The following is a 16839-nucleotide window of genomic DNA, read 5'->3' as shown; positions in this document are numbered from 1 at the left end:
GAGAACGGGCCGGGAATGCACCACGTCCGGGGTGCATCCCGTTCCTAGGCTCGTACCCATGACGAACACCGCCACCCCCCGGCCCACCGCCCGCCTCGACTTCGCCCGCACCGCCCCCAAGGTGTTCCGGGCGATGATCGCCCTGGACGCCGCCGCCCGCGAGGGCCTCGACCCGGCGCTGGTCGAGCTGGTGCAGGTCCGCTCCTCCCAGCTCAACGGCTGCGCCTACTGCCTGGACATGCACGTCAAGGACGCCCGCAAGGCCGGAGAGAGCGACGAGCGGATCTATCTGCTCCCGGTCTGGCGCGAGGCCCCCGAGGGCGTCTACAGCGAGCGCGAACGGGCCGCCCTCGCGCTGGCCGAGCAGATCACCCGCATCGGCGACGGTGTCTCCGACGCGGTGTACGGGCGGGCCGCCGAGCTCTTCCCCGAGCCGGAGCTGGCGGGGCTGATCTCGCTCTGCTTCACCATCAACGCCTGGAACCGGATCAACGTCGCCACCCGCAAGACCCCCGGGACGCCCTGAACCCCGCCTCGCGGGACACGGGCCCCGCCGGGCACCGGGGTACGATCGGAGCCGTACCAGCAGGGCTTACCCACACCTCCCGGTGGCCCCGAGGCCCTTACGAACGACGGGGAAACGCATGTCCGGCTCGCACTACTTCTCCGGTGCACCCGAGGTCGCCAGCGAGCGCCGGCCGATCACGGTCACCCTGCCGGACCTCACCCTGGAGCTCAGCACCGACGCGGGCGTCTTCTCCCGCAGCCGCCTGGACCCGGGCACCCGGATCCTGCTGGAGCAGGCGCCGCCGCCCCGGGTGCGCGGCCCGATCCTGGACATCGGCTGCGGCTACGGCCCGATCGCGCTGACCTGGGCGAGCCGCCGCAAGCGGCTCCCGGTCTGGGCGGTGGACGTCAACGGCCGCGCCCTGGACCTGGTCCGGGACAACGCGGAGTCGCTGGGCCTGGGCAATGTGCACGCCGCGCTGCCGGAGGAGGTCCCGGCCGACCTGCGGTTCGCGGCGATCTACTCCAACCCGCCGATCCGGATCGGCAAGGCGGCGCTGCGGCGGCTGCTGGAGCAGTGGCTGGACCGGCTCACCCCGGACGGCTCGGCCTTCCTGGTGGTGCAGAAGCACCTCGGCTCGGACTCGCTGCAGAAGTGGCTGAACGAGCACGGCTGGCCGACCACCCGGCTGACCTCGGTCAACGGGTTCCGGATTCTGGAAGCGCGGCCCCGCCCGACGGCGGGCGAGGGCCCCGAGAGTGGACGAGGGACGACGTCGTGAAGCAGCTCCGCGGGACCGAACTGAAGCGGCTGCACCGCTCCTGGCGTCGTGGCAACGAGTTCCGGCTCGCGATGATCCTGGAGAACCTCCAGTCGCCGTTCAACGTCGGCTCGGTGGTCCGGACCGGCGCCGCGATGGGCGCGGAGAAGCTCTACCTCACCGGTGACACCCCGTCGGTGCGCTCCTCCGGCGCGCAGAAGGCCGCGATGGGCACCGACAAGTACCTGAAGGTGGAGCACTTCCCCACCGTCGCCGAGGCGGTGGCCGCGGCCAAGGCCGACGGCTTCAAGGTGGTCGGCCTCGAACTCGCCGACGAGGCGGTGCCGATGTTCGCCGCCGAGCTGACCCCGGCCGTCGCCTTCGTGCTGGGCCACGAGGACCGGGGGATCACGGCGGACGCGCTCGCCCTCTGCGACCAGGTGGTGTTCGTGCCCCAGCTGGGCCGGGTCGGCTCGCTGAACGTCTCCGCCGCCGCCACGGTGGCCTGCTACGAGGCGCGCCGCCAGGGGTACGCGATCGCCGGCACCCCGGACGGCTCGGACGCCGGCGCGTTCGACCTCGACCTCGACGACGAGTGATCCGCCGCCGGCGGGAGGGCACCCCTCCCGCCGGCGGACCGGGTCGGAACTCGGCACGAGCCGGCTCCCGGCCCGGTCAGACCTCGACCAGGACCTTGCCCCGGTTGTGCTCGCGGTCCAGATAGAGGCTGCGGTAGGCCGCCGGGATCCCGTCGAAGCCCTTGTGCACGGTCTGGTGGAAGCGGACCTCCCCGTCCCGGACCAGCCCGCCCAGCTCCTGGTGCATCCGCGCCAACAGCGGCTCGGTGAACCACTCCTGGGCGAAGATGCCGCGGATCGTGGTGCGCGGGAACATGATGTACGGCAGCAGCCTCGGCCCGTTCAGCTCACCGTTCACCGTGGTCGCCCACTGCCAGCAGACCGCCACCCTGCTGTCCACGTTCAGCATCGTGAACACCGCGTCGGTGATCGTGCCGCCCAGGTTGTCGAAGTACCGGTCGACGCCGTCCGGTGCGGCGAGCAGCAGCGCCTGCCGGGCCTTCTCCGCGTCGTCGCCCTGGCTGTAGAGCACCACCTCGTCGAAGCCCAGCTCGCGCAGGTACTCGGCCTTGCCCGGCGAGCCGGTGGTGCCGACCACCCGGCCGGCGCCGGCCCGCTTCGCCAACTGGGCCACCAGGGTGCCGATCGAGCCCGAGGCGCCGCTGACCACCACGGTGTCGCCGGGCCGGACCTCCAGGAAGCGGGTGAGCGTGCCCCAGGCCGTCATCCCGGGCGCGCCCATGATGCCGAGCGCGGTGGAGACCGGCAGCCGCTCGTCGTACCAGGACGGGTCGAGCCGGCGGTAGGCCGGGAACACCATCGGGAAGATGCCGGTCGTCCACAGCTCCTCGGCGCCGTTGTGGACGACGTGGGTGCGCCAGCCGCCGAAGCCCTGCACGAGGTCCCCGACCGCGAACGCCGCCGCCGGACCGGCCTCGACCACCTCCATGATCGAGTCGGCGCCCATGTGGTGGCCGATCGGCGTCTCCAGTGCCAGGCCGTTCTGGTACGGGTCCACCGAGACGTACCTGGTCCGGAACAGCATCTCGTCCGGCCGCAGGTCGATCCGGACGTCCTCCACGACCTTCTCGTAGACGCGGTTGACGTCGGGGACACCGTCCAGGTGCTCCCGGACCACCCACTTCTCGATCCTCATGCCAGGGCTCCCGTCTGGACGTTCTCGCTGTCCGCGTTGTCCGCGCTGTTCTTGCCGTCCTTGCCGTTCGCGGCCTTGCTCGCGGGCGGCACCGTCCGCCGCCCCGGCTCCGCGGGCCGGCCCACCGGGATGACCAGGTGGGTCGGCATCGGGGCGCTCCGGTCGATCTCGGCGGTGAACTCCACCCCGTCGTCCCGGCAGACGAACTGCATGACGTGCCGTCCGGCGGCGGCCGCCCGGATCAGCCCGCCGATGGTCGCCCAGACCCCGGAGAGGTAGAAGTTCGACAGCCCGGGCAGCACCGGACCGCTCTTCTTGATCTCCTCCTCCACCGTCTCGGCCCCCTCCACGAAGGGGTTCCAGCCGGGGAAGGTGCCGTCGTAGACGCCCGTGTAGCGGACCTGGGTCAGCGGGGTGGACACGTCGGCGACGGCCACCGCGTCCTTGAAGCCCGGGTAGCGCTCGTCCAGGAAGCCGACGATGCCGTTGCGGACCCGGCGCTTGGCCGCCATGTACTCCCGGCCGTGCTTGACCGGCAGGGTGTGCAGCTCCTCGCCGCGCCGCACCCGGGAGGACTGCTCGGGGCCCTCGTGCAGCGCCCGCCAGGGGGCGATGTCGGAGAAGTACGTCGCGAACACCACGGTGGAGTTCTCCGGCGCCAGCTCCGGGTAGTGCCGGGTGCGGAACTGCACGTTCACCGAGGGGCAGCGGATCCCGGTCAGCTCGGCCGTCTCCCGCTCGCCCAGCAGGTGGGTGGTGCACGGGTCGCCCTCGGGGAAGGGCTTGCGCAGCCCCAGGAAGAGCGACACGTACCCGGGCGACAGCTGGCCCGGCTCGTCGATCAGCGAGGTGTAGAGCCGCCGGTAGGTGTCGTTGAGGTACTGGCCCTTGAGCAGCTTCATCACGGTGGTGTGGCCGTCGGCGGCCGACACCACGATGTCGGCGCGGAACTCCCGGCCGTCGCTGAGCCGCACACCCACCGCGCGGTCCCGCTCGACCAGGATCTCCTCGACCTTGGCGTTGTAGGTGATCTCGCCGCCGAGCCCGAGGTAGCGCTCCTCGATCGACCGGGCCAGCGCCAGCGACCCGCCCTCCGGCACCCCGGCGGCGTGGTTGGCGTGCGAGGCGAGCTGGAAGTAGAACGGCAGCACCGGGAAGGCCGGGTGCTTCTCGTAGAGGATGAAGTTGAACGCCTCGCGCAGCAGCGGGTCGCGGAACCGCTGCGAGAAGTCCGTCATCAGCAGCGTGATCGACTTGCGGATGGTGTTGAAGTGGGGGGCGAAGGAGGCCAGCATCCGCCAGCGCTCCAGCCGGCCCATCAGCCCGACCGGCTTGAGGAACGGATAGGCCGAGAGCGCCCTGCGGAAGGTACGGATCCCGGCGCAGAACTCGCGGATCGGGGCGGCGTCGGCCGGCGAGAGGCCGAGCAGGTGCGCCTCCAGCCGGTCCGGGTCGGAGTAGAAGCGGACCGCCCGGCCGTCCCGGCCCCGGACGATGTTGAAGACGTCGAAGTGCCGCATCTCCTTGCCCTGGAGCGCGCCCAGTTCGAGCCAGATCTGGTACATCTCGTTGCCCGGCCCGTTGCCGAGCAGCCAGCTGATGCACCAGTCGAAGGTGAAGTCGCTGCGGTCCCAGCCGGTGCAGGAGCCGCCGGGGATCTCGTGCATCTCGAAGATCCTGGTGCGGTAGCCGTTCATCCGGGCGTAGCACCCGGTGGACAGGCCGCCGAGACCGCCGCCGATGACGATCATCGACTCCCGCCGGGGTGCGGTGTCTTTCTGCCGTGCCATTTCTGGCCTTCCTCGTGGTCCTTGCCTTGCCTGGTGGTGCCTGGTGGTGCCTGGTCGGGCCCGGTCCGGCCTGGTCCGGCCGCCCGCGGCGGCGGTCACCAGGCGATCGGGAGCGCCTGCAGACCGTTCACCATCGAGGCCTCCTTCCAGCGCAGTTCGCGCTCGGGGACGGCCAGCCGCAGGCCGGGCAGTCGGGTCAGCACCCGCTCGATCGCCACCTGGAGCTCCAGCCGGGCGAGGTGCGCGCCGATGCAGTAGTGCACGCCGTGGCCGAAGCCGATGTGCGGGTTGCCCGGCCGGTCGAGGACCAGCCGCTCCGGCTCCTCGAACACCTCCGGGTCCCGGTTGGCGGCGGCGGTCGCGATCATCACCGCCTCACCGGCCCGGATCACCACCCCGCCCAGTTCGACGTCCGCGGTGGCGTAGCGGGGCAGGCTGAAGCCGGTGAGCAGCGGCACGTACCGCATCAGCTCCTCGACCGCCCTGGGGATCAGCTCGGGCCGCTCGCGCAGCCGCGCCAGGTCCTCGGGATTGACCAGCAGCTGGTGGAAGAAGTTGCCGATCTGGTTGGTGGTGGAGACGAAGCCGGCGATCAGCAGGTCGCAGGCGATGGAGAGGAGCTCCTCCTCCCCGATCAGCCGCTGCTCGCGGCAGGCCCGGACCAGGGTGGTGAGGAGGTCCTCGCCGGGCTCGCGGCCGCGCAGCTCCAGCACCCCGGCCATGTAGTCGATGAACGCCTGCCCCTCGACCGCGAGCACCTCGCCCGGGGTGACGGCGGAGAGCACCGTCTCGGCCCACTGCCAGAGCATCCGGTGGTCCTCGGCGGGGATGCCGAGCACCTCGCAGATGATGGTGGTCGGCATCGGGATCGCGAAGTCCTCGACCAGGTCGGCCGGGGCGCCTGCGGCGAGGATGCCGTCGAGCAGCTCGTCGGCCAGCTCCCCGGCCCGGATCCGCAGCCGCTCCACCCGGCGGGCGCTGAACTCCTTGGCCACCAGCGAGCGCAGCCGGGTGTGCTCGGGCGGTTCGGTGGAGAACAGGCCGGCGCCGGTGCGGGAGACCGGGCGCATCCGGGGCTGGTCCTCGCCCATCGCGGCGGCCAGGCTGAACCTCGGGTCGGCGAGCACCGCCCGGACGTCCTCGTACCGGGTGGCGAGCCAGGCGCCGTCGCCGTACGGCATCCGGATCCGGACCAGCGGCCGGTCGCGCAACTCGGCGTAGCGGGGGTCGAGTTCGAGGCCGTTGGGCTCGAACGGGTAGGTCAGCGGCGGGTGCTGCCGGAGCATGGTCGGTTCCGTCTCTCGTGCGGGGGCCGGCTCCGCGGGGGCCGGCTCTCGTGCGGGGGCGGGCAGGCTCGGGGCCCGCCCGGGGGCCGTCTCAGGACGCATGGGTGGCGGCTCCGGTGAGGATCGACCGGGCGAGCCCGGCGTTGTGGGCGATGAACTCGCGGTCGAGCATCTCGGCGTGGGTGCCGAAGCCCTTGAAGACCGCCGTCCCGGTGGCCGAGCTGCCGTGCCAGGCGCCGTCCCGGCCGGCCTCGTACAGCGCCACCTTCTCGTCGTCGGAGATCACGCTGAGCGTGGCGGCGACCACCCCGTGGTTGGGGGTGCGGCTGCAGAACCGCAGGTAGTCCCGGGCCTGTTCGCGGGTCTCCCGGGCGACGGCGGCGGAGCCGGTGTGCCGGTGCAGGTGCTCGGCGAGCTCGGTCTCGAAGGCCTGGAGGTGCTCGTCGGCGAGGTCGAAGGACTCCGGGATCCGGTGCGAGTCCATGATCACCACATTGGGCACCGCCCGGCCGCGCCGCTCCAGCTCCTTGGCGACCTCGAAGGCGAGGTTGCCGCCGAGCGAGTAGCCCAGCAGCGCGCACGGGCCCTCCGGCTGGAGCGCCTCGACCAGGTCGGCGTACTGGTCGACCTTGTCGTCCCCGGAGACGTAGTTGAAGGCGATCGTGCGGTACTCCGGCAGGTGCGCCGCGAACTGCCGGTACACCAGCCCGTGGCCGCCGGCCGGCGGGAAGCAGAACAGCGTCTGCCGCTGCTCCTGGTTGAATCCCAGGTAGGGCTGGGCGCCCTCGATCCGGCCGGTGATGATGTGCTCCACGGTCTTCGCCATGCCGTGCAGGGTGGTGACCTTGAACAGCTGGCTGACCGGGATGCTGATGTTGAACTCGGCCTGGAGCCCGTGGATCAGCTCGATCAGTCGGATCGAGGAGCCGCCCGACTCGAAGAAGTCGTGCTGGAGGCCCGGCTCCTCGATGCCGAGCAGGGTGCGCCAGTGCTCGGCCATCCGGACCTCGTAGAGGGTGACCGGAGGCTCGGCGGCCTCGGCGGCGTCCGCCCGGGGCTCGGGCAGCGCCGCCACGTCCACCTTGCCGTTGGCGGTGAGCGGCAGCGCGGGCAGTTCGGTGAAGTGGGTCGGGATCATGAAGGTCGGCAGCTGCCCGGCCAGGTGGCGGCGCAGCGCCCGGTGGTCGAAGGTCCGGCCGGGCGCCGGCACGCAGTACGCGCAGAGCACGTGCTCGCCGTCGCGGTCCGCCCGGACGGTGACCACCGCCCCGGCCAGTTCGGGCCATTCGGCCAGCCTGGTCTCGATCTCGCCCAGCTCGATCCGGTGGCCGCGCACCTTGATCTGGGAGTCGGCCCGGCCGAGCAGGTGCACCCCGCCGTCGGCGTCCCAGCGGGCGAGGTCCCCGGTGCGGTAGAGCCGAACCGGCTCGGTGCCGTCGGCGCCGCCGAGCGGCAGGGTGGCGAAGCGGCGGGCCGTCTGCTCCTCGTCGCCGAGGTAGCCGAGCGCCACCCCGGAGCCGCCGATCCACAGCTCCCCGGTCACCCCGGGCGGGACCGGCCGGCCCCGGTCGTCGAGCAGGTGGAACGAGCTGTTCGGGAACGGCCGCCCGATCGGGACCATCCGACTGGCCTCCAGCCCGTCCGTCGACCCCTCGAAGTACGCGCTGTCGATGGTGGTCTCGGTGAGCCCGTAGGAGTTGACCAGCCTGGTCCGCGGGCCGCACAGGGCGCCCAGCCGCCGGTACTCCTCGACCTTCCAGACGTCCGAGCCGACCACCAGCAGCCGCATGAACGCCAAGTCCCGGCCGGTGCGTTCGCAGTGGTCCAGCACGGTGCGGACCACGGCCGGGACGAACTCCGCGGCGTCCACCCGCTCGGTGCGCATCACCTCGTACAGCCGGGCGGTGTTGAACAGCAGCTCCCGGCCGACCAGCACCAGGGTGCCGCCGGAGCACAGCGCCCGGACCACGTCGCCGGTGAAGACGTCGAAGGCGGGGCCGGCCATCTGGAGGTGGGTCCTGGCGTCGGTGTCCAGGCGGTACTCGGACTGCCAGGCCCGGTACGCCGAGGCGAGGTTGCCGTGGGAGACCCGCACCGCCTTGGGACGGCCGGTGGAGCCGGAGGTGTGGATGACGTAGGCCGGGTCGTCGAGGCCCACCGGAACGTCGGCGAAGCCCTCGCCGTCGGCGTCGTCGGCCCCGGTGGACCCGTCGGCACCGAGTTCGGCGGTGGTGACCAGCCGCGCCGGGAGCCCACCGAGCCGCTCGCGGTCGTCGCCGACCAGCAGGACGGCCCCGGTGTGGCCGACCAGGTACGCCAGCCGCTCCACCGGGTGGCCCGGGTCCAGCGGCAGATAGGCCGCGCCGGTGCGGAGGACCGCGAGCAGCGCCACGATCAGCTCCGGCGACTTCTCCAGGCAGAGCGCGACCACCGTGCCCGGCCCCGCGCCCAGTGCCCGCAGCCGGGCGGCGGCCCGCCGGGAGCGCCCGGCCAGCTCGCCGTACGTCAGCCGGGCGGTCGGGCCCGACTCGGCCGGCACCGCCACCGCGGGCGCCGCCGGGTCGGCCGCCGCCGCGCGCAGCACCAGCTCGTGGACCGGCTCGGCGAACGGCACCCGCAGGTCGGCCCCGCTCCACTCCCGCAGCACCACGGCCCGCTCCCGCTCGCCGAGCAGCTCAAGACCGGTCGCCGCCCGCTCCGGCCCCGCCGTGGTCAGCGCGTCGAGCAGATTGACGTAGTGGCGCGCCATCCGCGCCGTCGTCGCGGGCAGGAAGAGGTCGGTGTTGTACTTGAAGACGCAGTGGAAGCGGCGCTCCGCCTCGTCCTCGTAGGCGGACATGGTGAGGTCGAACTGACCCTCCTCCTCGGGGAGTTCGATGTACTCCAGGTGGTAGCCGTACTTCTCGGTGGCCACCTTGTGGTGCAGCAGGATGAACATCGCCTGGAAGACCGCCGAGCGGCTCGGGTCGTGCTGCAGCCCGAGCTGATCCACCAGCAGCACGAACGGGTACTCCTGGTGGTCCAGCCCGCCGAGCACGGTGGTCCGCACCCGCTCCAGCAGCTCGGCCACGGTCGGCCCGCCGGCCAGCGAGACGTGCAGCGGCAGCGGGTTGACGAAGTAGCCGTAGACGCCGGCGAACTCCTCGTCGGTGCGGCCCGTCACCGGGCTGCCGACGATGATGTCCTCCTGGCCCGCGTAGGCGTGCAGCAGCAGGTAGTAGGCGCTGAGCAGCACCATGAAGACGGTGACGTTGTGCGCGCGGGCCAGCGCGTGGACCCGGGCGCTGAGCTCCTCGTCCAGGACGAAGAACTCGGAGGCGCCGTTGTGGGTCTGCACCGCCGGTCGGGGCTTGTCCGTCGGCAGGCTGAGCAGCGGCACCTCGGCCGGCAGGTGCGAGCGCCAGTACTCCAGCATCCTCGGTGCCTCGCGGCCGGCCAGGAAGGCGTTCTGCCGGTTGAGGAAGTCCAGGTAGCGGGCGGTGACCGGGGGCAGCTCGGGCGACCGGCCCCGGCGCAGCCCCTCGTAGACGGCCAGCAGCTCCTCGATGAAGGTGAAGGTGGAGATCGCGTCCGAGACGATGTGGTGGACGGCCTTCATGATCACCCAGCGGGCCGGGCCGCGCCGGAACAGCCGGAACCGCACCAGCGGGTCCCGCTCCAGGTCGTACGGTCTGCGGTACTCGCGGACGATCATCGCGTGGATGTCGTCCCAGGCCAGGTGCTCGACGTCGAAGACGTCGAAGTCCGGCTCCACCTCGGCGGAGATCCGCTGCACCGCCCGGCCGGCGTCGAGCGCGAAGTTCGCCCGCAGGCTCGGGTGGCGCTCGACCATCGCCCGGAAGGCCGTCGCCATCAGCTCGGGCTCCAGCTCCACCCGCACCTCGACCGCGCCGCCGATGTTGTAGGCGAAGCCGTCCGGGTTGAGCTGCTTGAGGAACCAGAGCGCCTTCTGGTTGTGGGTCAGCGGGTGGGCCGACTCGTCCTCGTAGCGCTCCACCGCAGCCGCTCCCGGACCGGTCGGCTCCTCGTCCAGCAGCTCGGTCAGCGACTCGTGCAGCCGGGCGACCAGCTCGGCCACCGGCGCGTTCCCGAGCAGCGCCACCACCGGGAGGGTGACCCCGAGTTCGCCGCTCAGCCGGGCCCGCAGCTCCATCGCCAGCAGGGAGTCCAGCCCGAGGCCGCCGAGACCGGCGGCCGGGTCGATCCGGTCGGCCGGCACCCGCAGCACGGTGGCGGCCAGGTCGGCGAACAGCCCGGTGAGCAGCGACCGCCGTTCCTCCTCGCCGGCCGTCCGCAGGGTGTCCAGCAGCCCGGTCCGCTCGACCGCCGGCGCGGACTCCCGGGCGGCCGCGGCGAGTTCGGTCACCAGCGGCGGCGGGGCCGGGTACCAGGAGAGGAAGACCGGCCAGTCGACCACGGTGGCGACCAGCAGCTGGGCCCGGTCCTGGCCGAGCACCCGCTCCAGCACGGCCATACCGGTCTCCGGGGCGAGCGAGCTCATGCCCCGGCTGTGCCGGTAGTGGTCGACCAGGCCGAGTTCCTCGATCATCCCGGTGGCCCAGGGGCCCCAGTCCAGGCTCAGCGCGGGCAGGCCGAGCGTCCGGCGGTGGTGGGCGAGCGCGTCCAGGAAGGCGTTCCCGGCGGCGTAGTTGGTCTGGCCGGCGGTGGTCAGCAGGGAGGCGATCGAGGCGAACAGCACGAAGTGGTCGAGCGGCTCCCCGGCCAGCTGCCGGTGCAGGGCGAGGGCGCCGAGCACCTTGGGGCCGTACACCGCGTCGAAGTCCGACCGGCCCAGCTCGCCGACCAGGGTGTCCCTGACCTGCCCGGCGAGGTGGAAGACGCCCCGGACCGGCGGCCGGTCCAGCCGGCGGTACCCGGCCAGCCAGGCGGCCAGCGCGGCCTCGTCGGTGACGTCCAGCGCGGCCGGGACGACCTCGGCCCCGAGCTCCTCCAGCTCGCGCAGGAAGGCCGCCCGCCGACCGTCCCGGCTCTCCGGGTCGAGGGTGCGCCACAGCTCGCGCGGCGGCGGCGTGCTGCGGCCGACCAGGATCAGCCGCCGGGCGCCGCGCTTCACCAGCGTGCGGCAGAGCAGCTGCCCGAGCGCCCCGAACGCCCCGGTCACCAGGTAGGCGCCGTCCGCCCGCAGCCTCGGCGCCAGCGGGCGGCTGAGCCCCTCGGCGGTCCGGAGCCGGCAGGTCAGTCGCCGGCCGCCGCGCAGCGCGATCTCGTCCTCGTCGGCCAGCGCGAACTCGCGCAGCAGCGCCTCGGCCTCGGTGTCCGGGGCGGCGCCCGGGGCGGGGAGGTCGACGAGTTTGCCCTGATGGGTGGGGAGCTCCTGGTGCCGCAGCACCCGGGTGATGCCCCAGGCCGGGGCGGCGAGGGGCTCGACGGGTTCGCCGGGGGCGGCGGCCTGCGCGGCCCGGGTGACCACGTGGAGGCGGCAGTCCGGGAGTTCGGCCGCCAGCAGGGCGGCGAGCGCGACCAGGCTGTAGGCCCCGGGGGCGGTGTGGCCGGCCGCGGTGGCGGGGTCGGCGGTGGCGAGCGCGGGGCGGTCGAGGTTCCACAGGTGGACCACGGCGGCCGGGTCGGGGGCGCCCCCGGCCCGCCGGTCGGCGAGCAGCCGGGCGAGGTCCTCGGCCGAGCCCGGCTCGACGGTGGCCGGGCGGCCGTCGGCGGCGGCCCGGTAGCCGGGGCCGGGGCGGACCCGCAGGCAGCTGCCGCCGCGCGCGGCGATCCGCTCGGCCAGGGCGTCCGCGACCCCGTCGCCGTCGGCGAACAGCAGCCAGTGGTCGGGGTGTTCGGCCAGCAGGTCCGGGGTGTCGCCGGCGGCCGGCAGCTCCGTCCAGACCGGTTCGGCGAGCCAGCCGTCGATGGTGCCGAGGCCGACCGAGGTGGCGGCCCGCTCGACGTCGGCGGCCCGGAAGCCGGTGACCCCGCCGAGCGGGGCGCCCTGCTCCTCGTACACCGCGAGGTCGCCGAGGAGTTCGGCGCCGGCGTCCCGGGTGACGGTGGCGTGCACCCAGAGCGGGCGGTCGCCGACCGCGTCCAGCCGGACCTCCCCGATCGCCACCGGCAGCCGGATCCCCCGGCCCTCCGCCGGCCGGTCGGCCAGCAGCTGGGGCGTCAGCAGGGTCTGGAAGAAGGCGTCCATCACCACCGGGTGCACCTGGTGCTGCCCGCCCTGCCCGGCGACCGGGGCGGGCGGGCGGACCCGGGCGAGGGCCTCGCCGGGACCGATCCAGACCTCCTCGATGCCCTGGAAGGCGGGGCCGTAGTGGTAGCCGAGCGCGGCGAGTCCGGCGTAGCAGTCCGGCCCGGCGAGCCGGCGTTGCGCCCGCCCGCGGACCGCCTCCGCGTCCAGCGGCCGGCCGGGCCGGCGGCGCTGGCCTGGGCGGACGGTGCCGACGGCGTGCACGGTGCGCTCGCCGCCGTCGCCGCCCTCGCCGGTGGCGACGGTGAAGGTGCCCTGCTCGGCGCAGAGGGTGAGCCGGACGGCGCGGCTCCCGTCGTCCGGCAGCAGCAGCGCCTTGCGCAGCTCGATGTCGGCCAGGGCGGCGTCCGTCCCGCCGGTGAGGGCGCGGACCGCCTGGACGGCCATCTCCAGATAGCCCGCGGCCGGGAACACCACGTCGCCCTGGATCCGGTGGTCCTCCAGGTACGGCAGGGCCTCGGCGTCCAGCCGGGCCTCCCAGGCCGGTTCGGCGCCGGGCAGCCGGCGGCCGAGCAGCGGGTGGTCGACCAGCCCCTGCCGGACCTCGGCGACCGCCCTCGGCTCGACCCAGTGCCGGTCGCGCCGGAACGGGTAGCGGGGCAGCGGCACGATCCGGCCGGCGGGCTGGAGCACCGACCAGTCGACCTCGACGCCGAGGTTGTGGAGCGCGGCCAGCGAGGCGGTGAAGGTGGCCTGTTCGTCCTCCTGGCGGCGGATCGAGGGCAGGGTCCTCGGCTCGGGCCGGTCGGCCGTGCCCGGGTGGGCCTCGACGGTCTCCTGGATCGAGCGGCCGAGCACCGGGTGCGGGCCGATCTCCAGGAACACGCCGTAGCCGTCGTCGGCGAGCCGCTCGACGGCCTGCCGGAAGCGGACGCTGTCGCGGACGTTGTGCCACCAGTACCCGGCGTCCAGCTCGGTGCCGCGTGCGGTGCCCTCGCGGCCGGTGAGGTAGAGCGGGGTCTGCGCCGGGCGGGCCTTGATGTCGGCGAGCGACTCCAGCAGCTCGTCCTTGATCAGCTCCATCCGGGCGCTGTGGTACGGGACTTCGACGGTCAGCGGCCGGGCGAAGACCTGCTCGGCGGTGAGCGCGGCGGCCAGTTCGGCGAGGGCGGGGGCGTCCCCGGCGAGGGTGAGCGCGGTCGGGCTGTTCACGGCGGCGACCGAGACCCCGCCCCCGTACGGGCGGATCCGGCGCAGCGCCTCGGCCTCGGTGAGCGAGACCGCGAGCATGCCGCCGGTGCCGGCCAGCTCCTGCTGGAGCCGGCTGCGGTGGAACACCACCTTGACCGCGTCGGCGAGGTCGTAGACCCCGGCCTCGTAGAAGGCGGCGACCTCGCCGGTGGAGTGGCCGACGATCGCGTCCGGCCGCACGCCCCGGCTGCGCCAGAGCGCGGCCAGGCCGGTCTGGACGGCGAAGTTGGCGGGCTGGGCGAGCCAGGTCTCGGCCATCCGGGACGCCGCCTCGTCGGCGGTGAGTTCGTCGATCAGCGACCAGCCGGCCAGCTCGGCGAGGTGCTCGGCGCACGCCTCGACGGCCTCCCGGTAGACCGGCTCGGTGGCGAACAGCCGGCGGCCCATCGCCCACCACTGCGGGCCCATCCCGGTGAAGACCCAGGCGAGCCGGCGGTGCCGGGCCTCGCGGCGGTGGCCGGTGAGGACCCGGGGGTGCGGTTCGCCGCGCAGGTGCGCGGTGAGGGCCTCGTCGAGCGAGGCGCGGGCGGCGTGCTCGCGGGCGTCGTAGACGACCGAGAGCCGGGCGTCGTGGTGCTGGCGGCGGTGGGCGAGGGTGTGGCCGAGGTCGGCCGGGCGGGCCGGGCTGCCGCCCCGGACGCCGGCCAGTTCGGCCTGGACCCCGGCGGCCAGTTCGGGCAGGGCGGCGGCCTCCCCGGCGGTCAGCGGCAGCACCGTCCAGAGCGGGCGGCCGGCGGGCGGTCCTCCGGCGGCCGGTCCGTGCGCGGTGGTTCCGGCTTCGGCGGTGGCGGTCGTGACGACATCGTCGAAGGGGGCGGGCACCGGCTCCGGCGCGGCCTCCAGCAGGACATGGGCGTTGGTCCCGCCGAAGCCGAAGGAGTTCACCCCGGCCCGGGCCGGGCCCTCGTGGTCCGGCCAGGGGGTGACCTCGGTCGGGATCTCGTACGGCAGGGAGGCCCGGTCGATCGCGGGGTTGAGCCGCTCCAGGTTGATGTGCGGCGGCACGGTCCGGTGCTTGAGGGCGAGCGCGGACTTGATCAGCCCGGCCAGACCGGAGGCCGACTCGGTGTGCCCGATGTTGGTCTTGACCGAACCGACGTAGCACTTGTCGCCCGGGCGGCGCCCGACGGCGAGGGCCCGGGCCAGGGCGCCGGCCTCGATCGGGTCGCCGACCGGGGTGGAGGTGCCGTGCGCCTCGACGTACTGGAGGCTGCCGGGGACGATCCCGGCCTCGGCGCAGACCCGCTCGATCAGACTGACCTGGGCGTCCGGGTTGGGCACCGTGATGCCGTTGGTGCGGCCGTCCTGGTTGACGCCGCTGCCGATGACGACGGCGTGCACCGGGTCGCCGTCGCGCAGCGCGTCGGAGAGCCGCTTGAGCGCGACCACCGCGACGCCCTCGGCCCGGACGTAGCCGTCGGCCGCCGCGTCGAAGGTGCGGGAGCGGCCCTGCGGGGAGAGGAAACCGCCCTTGGTCTCCGCGATCGTGTACTGCGGGGCGATGTGCAGCAGGGTGCCGCCGGCCAGGGCGAGGTCGGTCTCGCCGCGCTGCAGGCTCTGCACGGCGAGGTGGACGGCGACCAGGGAGGAGGAGCAGGCGGTGTCGAGGGAGACGCTGGGGCCGCGGAAGTCGAAGCAGTGCGAGATGCGGTTCGACACCATCGTCATCATCGTGCCGGTGGCGGTGTGCGCGGCGAGGGTGTCGAAGGAGAGGTCCGAGAACTGGACGATCTTGTAGTCCAGGGTGAACGCGCCGACGTAGACGCCGACCTCACGGCCCGCCAGCTCGGCCGGCTTCTGCCCGCCGTCCTCCAGTGCCTCCCAGGCCACCTCCAGCAGCTTCCGCTGCTGCGGGTCCATGTGGTCGGCCTCGCGGCCGCTGATGCCGAAGAACGCCGGGTCGAACTCGTCGAAGCCGTCGATGTAGCCGCCCCGGCCGCCGACCAGCCGGCCGGGCTTGGCCTTGTCCCGGCTGCCGAGGGTGGCGACGTCGTAGCGGCTGCGCGGGGTCGGGGTGATGCAGTCCTTGCCGTCGAGGAGGTTCTGCCAGTAGGTGCGGTGGTCGCTGGCCCCGCCGGGCAGGCGGCAGCCGATCCCGATGATCGCGATCTTCTCCCGGCCGGTGCCCGGCCCGGCGGACGGGCCGCCGGGGGCTGGGCGTTCGGAGCGGTCGGGACGGTCGGAGCGTTCTGAGGGTTCGGGGAGGTCCGGGGAGCTGACGAAGCGGGAATCCGTCATAGGAGTCGAGTCCTTGGGTCGCTGCGTTCGCGCGCGCGGGCGGGCTGCGGTAGCGCCGCGCGCGCCGGGGGACAGCGGCCGCGCGCCGGCGTCCGGGCAGACCGGAAGCCGGGTCGGCCGAAGGGGCGAGTCGGTCGGGGCAGGAAGAGGAACGGGAGTGGGCTGGACGGGGCAGGGCGGGGCGGGGACGGACGGGGCGGCTCAGGTGGTACCGGTCGGGGACCCCTCGGCCCGGGCGGGGCGGCGCCAGGCCTGGAGATGGCTGGCGACCACCCGGCCGGTGGCGGGGAAGTCGGCCGGATTCGCCAGCCCCACCGCGAGCGGCCGGCGGCCGGGCCGCCAGGTGAAGCTGCCGAACACGTGGTCCCACACCGACAGGTCGGAGCCGTAGTGCCCGGCCTCCGCCAGATCGGTGCTGTGGTGCAGGCGGTGCTGCTCGGGACCGGCGAGCACATGGTTGAGCGGGCCGATCCGGACGTCGATGTTGGCGTGCACGAAGTAGCCCTGGGCGACGACGAACAGGCCGACCACGAACACCGTCGGCACCGAGAACCCGGCCGCGGCCAGCGCGAGCTGGACGGCGCCCTGGGTGAGCAGCACGTCCAACAGGTGGTTGACCCCGTTGTTGCCGACGTTCACCTTGTCGGGGACGTGGTGGACGCCGTGCAGCCGCCAGAGCCGCGGACTGGTGTGGCACCAGCGGTGGACCAGGTAGTTGGCCAGCGATCCGAGCAGCAGCGCGGCCGGGATCTCCACCCAGGGCGGCAGCACCGACCGGGGCGGGGCCAACCAGCCGACGAGGGCCGCCACGGGCACCTGGGACAGTGCTCCGCCGATCATCGTCAGCAGGAAGTAGACCCCGTACCAGCCCCACTCGCGCACGCTCGGAGACCATTCCGGTTCGTACGGAATCAAACGTTCGAGCAGGGCCATGAAAGCGATCACGCCGATCAGGAAGAGCTGATTCACCCGGTCGAGGTCCCAGCGCAGGCGCAGGGCCGCGACGGCTATCCCGACCAGGGTGACCAGCAGGAACGGGTAGGCGACATGGCGCAGCACAGTTCGAAGCCGTTCGCTCATGACACCCCCCTTCGCCGCGCACGGCCGAACGGTCACCAGAA

General features: G+C 73.6%; 8 protein-coding genes. 3 read left to right on the top strand and 5 right to left on the bottom strand.

Annotated elements, in window-relative coordinates; translation table 11 throughout:
• The first annotated feature begins 58 nt into the window (after nucleotides 1–58).
• The 3 genes from ACW14Y_RS23255 to ACW14Y_RS23245 all read left to right on the top strand — a co-directional run bounded on the left by ACW14Y_RS23255 (nucleotide 59) and on the right by ACW14Y_RS23245 (nucleotide 1867).
• Complete coding sequence (locus ACW14Y_RS23255) at nucleotides 59–526, top strand: carboxymuconolactone decarboxylase family protein (RefSeq protein WP_380299532.1); 468 nt, start codon at nucleotides 59–61, stop codon at nucleotides 524–526.
• Between the two features lie 118 nt (nucleotides 527–644).
• Entirely contained in the window at nucleotides 645–1289 is a 645-nt protein-coding gene (locus tag ACW14Y_RS23250) for a class I SAM-dependent methyltransferase (RefSeq protein ID WP_380299533.1), read from the top strand.
• Nucleotides 1286–1867, top strand: coding sequence for a TrmH family RNA methyltransferase (locus ACW14Y_RS23245; protein ID WP_340631335.1), 582 nt, complete (start codon nucleotides 1286–1288; stop codon nucleotides 1865–1867). Before ACW14Y_RS23250 ends, ACW14Y_RS23245 begins: the two co-directional genes overlap by 4 nt.
• Nucleotides 1868–1943: 76 nt before the next feature.
• On the opposite strand, the gene ACW14Y_RS23240 is transcribed toward ACW14Y_RS23245, so the two are convergent.
• The 5 genes from ACW14Y_RS23240 to ACW14Y_RS23220 form a co-directional block, all read right to left on the bottom strand.
• Complete coding sequence (locus tag ACW14Y_RS23240) at nucleotides 1944–3002, bottom strand: MDR family NADP-dependent oxidoreductase (protein WP_380385325.1); 1059 nt, start codon at nucleotides 3000–3002, stop codon at nucleotides 1944–1946.
• On the bottom strand, nucleotides 2999–4792 hold the full coding sequence (locus ACW14Y_RS23235; RefSeq protein ID WP_456983322.1) for a phytoene desaturase family protein: 1794 nt from the start codon (nucleotides 4790–4792) through the stop codon (nucleotides 2999–3001). The genes ACW14Y_RS23240 and ACW14Y_RS23235 overlap by 4 nt, the downstream gene beginning before the upstream one ends.
• Before the next feature lie 95 nt (nucleotides 4793–4887).
• Nucleotides 4888–6078 carry a cytochrome P450 gene (locus ACW14Y_RS23230; RefSeq protein WP_380299536.1) on the bottom strand — a complete coding sequence of 397 codons (1191 nt, stop codon included), beginning with the start codon at nucleotides 6076–6078 and terminating at the stop codon, nucleotides 4888–4890.
• A 91-nt stretch (nucleotides 6079–6169) separates the two neighbouring features.
• A complete protein-coding gene (locus ACW14Y_RS23225; protein WP_456983320.1) occupies nucleotides 6170–15718 on the bottom strand; it encodes a non-ribosomal peptide synthetase/type I polyketide synthase in 9549 nt (3182 codons plus the stop codon).
• Nucleotides 15719–15919: 201 nt separating this feature from the next.
• Entirely contained in the window at nucleotides 15920–16798 is an 879-nt protein-coding gene (locus tag ACW14Y_RS23220) for a sterol desaturase family protein (protein WP_380299538.1), read from the bottom strand.
• Between the last annotated feature and the right edge of the window lie 41 nt (nucleotides 16799–16839).

The sequence above is a fragment of the Kitasatospora sp. cg17-2 genome, from assembly GCF_054031055.1.
This window is presented reverse-complemented; position numbering and strand designations above follow the sequence as displayed.

Bases quoted from the DNA above. Each gene is read 5' to 3' on its own strand.
- ACW14Y_RS23225 (WP_456983320.1), bottom strand. From the start codon at position 15,718: ATGACGGATTCCCGCTTCGTCAGCTCCCCGGACCTCCCCGAACCCTCA.
- ACW14Y_RS23255 (WP_380299532.1), top strand. From the start codon at position 59: ATGACGAACACCGCCACCCCCCGGCCCACCGCCCGCCTCGACTTCGCC.
- ACW14Y_RS23220 (WP_380299538.1), bottom strand. From the start codon at position 16,798: ATGAGCGAACGGCTTCGAACTGTGCTGCGCCATGTCGCCTACCCGTTC.
- ACW14Y_RS23235 (WP_456983322.1), bottom strand. From the start codon at position 4,792: ATGGCACGGCAGAAAGACACCGCACCCCGGCGGGAGTCGATGATCGTC.
- ACW14Y_RS23230 (WP_380299536.1), bottom strand. From the start codon at position 6,078: ATGCTCCGGCAGCACCCGCCGCTGACCTACCCGTTCGAGCCCAACGGC.
- ACW14Y_RS23250 (WP_380299533.1), top strand. From the start codon at position 645: ATGTCCGGCTCGCACTACTTCTCCGGTGCACCCGAGGTCGCCAGCGAG.
- ACW14Y_RS23240 (WP_380385325.1), bottom strand. From the start codon at position 3,002: ATGAGGATCGAGAAGTGGGTGGTCCGGGAGCACCTGGACGGTGTCCCC.